Annotated in this window: 2 protein-coding genes; both read right to left on the bottom strand. The window is 67.6% G+C overall.

Annotated features, from left to right (window positions below; translation table 11 throughout):
* Positions 1-175: 175 nt before the first annotated feature.
* Positions 176-349, bottom strand: a complete 174-nt coding sequence (locus tag CH293_RS28375; RefSeq protein ID WP_155289420.1) for a hypothetical protein — start codon at positions 347-349, stop codon at positions 176-178.
* Positions 346-675, bottom strand: coding sequence for a hypothetical protein (locus CH293_RS27395; RefSeq protein ID WP_032375191.1), 330 nt, complete (start codon positions 673-675; stop codon positions 346-348). The genes CH293_RS28375 and CH293_RS27395 overlap by 4 nt, the downstream gene beginning before the upstream one ends.
* Between the last annotated feature and the right edge of the window lie 155 nt (positions 676-830).

The following is an 830-nucleotide window of genomic DNA, read 5'->3' as shown; positions in this document are numbered from 1 at the left end:
GACGTTAAGGAAAACAAGAATTCTTTTCACAGGACGGAGCGCAGCGGAGTTCGATTCGGTGGACGCCCGCAGGGTGGCCCGGACCTGCTCGCAGCGCTCCTTCTCGGTGAGGCAATAGAGAAGGCCCGCACCCTGTGGGGGTACGGGCCTTGTCGGTCTGCGGCTGTGGCCGGCGTCAGGGCTGTTCGGCCGGTGGGGTGGTGGGGCGCCCTTCGGCGGCGTCGCGGATCCATTGGGGTACCTCGCGGCCGCTGCGTTCACGGAGTGCGATCGAGGCGCGGGCTGCTGCGGCAGCGACACTGCGCCGTTCGTTCGGGGTCCAGGTCTTGCGGGCTTCTGCGGTGGTCATCGTGGGTCCTCCTGCTCGTTCTGGTTGTCAGTGTCCTCGGTTTCGTCGGGTTCCGCCAGTGCACGTCGGGCGGATCGGTCAGCGACGGCGACGAGGACGTCTTGCTCGGTGGTGGTGATGAGCGGTGAGTCGGTGACGGTGGCGTAGATGTCCCATCCGAGCTCGGCTTCGGCGGGGTCGGCGCTGGTGGTGCGTTCGAGGCACCAGGTGATCCGTTGCCAGGCTTGGGCGCGTTTGTCGGCCACGGTGCGTTGGCGGACTGTCAGGGCGACGCCGACGACGGCGAGGACGCCGACGATCAGGGTGGCCCATGCTTGTGCGGGCATCAGGGGCGTTCCTTCCAGGTGGTCGGGTTGGTGCCCCGGTGCCGTCTGGCACCGGGGCGGGTGTTTTACCGGCGTGAGGTTCCGCGGACGATGTCGCCTTCGATGTAGGTGAATCCGTCTCCGCGGCCGTCACGGAGCGCGAAGTGGTAGTCCGC

The sequence above is a fragment of the Rhodococcus sp. 14-2470-1b genome (assembly GCF_002259415.1).
In the GTDB taxonomy this organism is placed as follows: domain Bacteria; phylum Actinomycetota; class Actinomycetes; order Mycobacteriales; family Mycobacteriaceae; genus Rhodococcoides.
The sequence above is the reverse complement of the archived record's forward strand: the minus strand, read 5'-3'. Positions and strand labels throughout refer to the sequence as shown.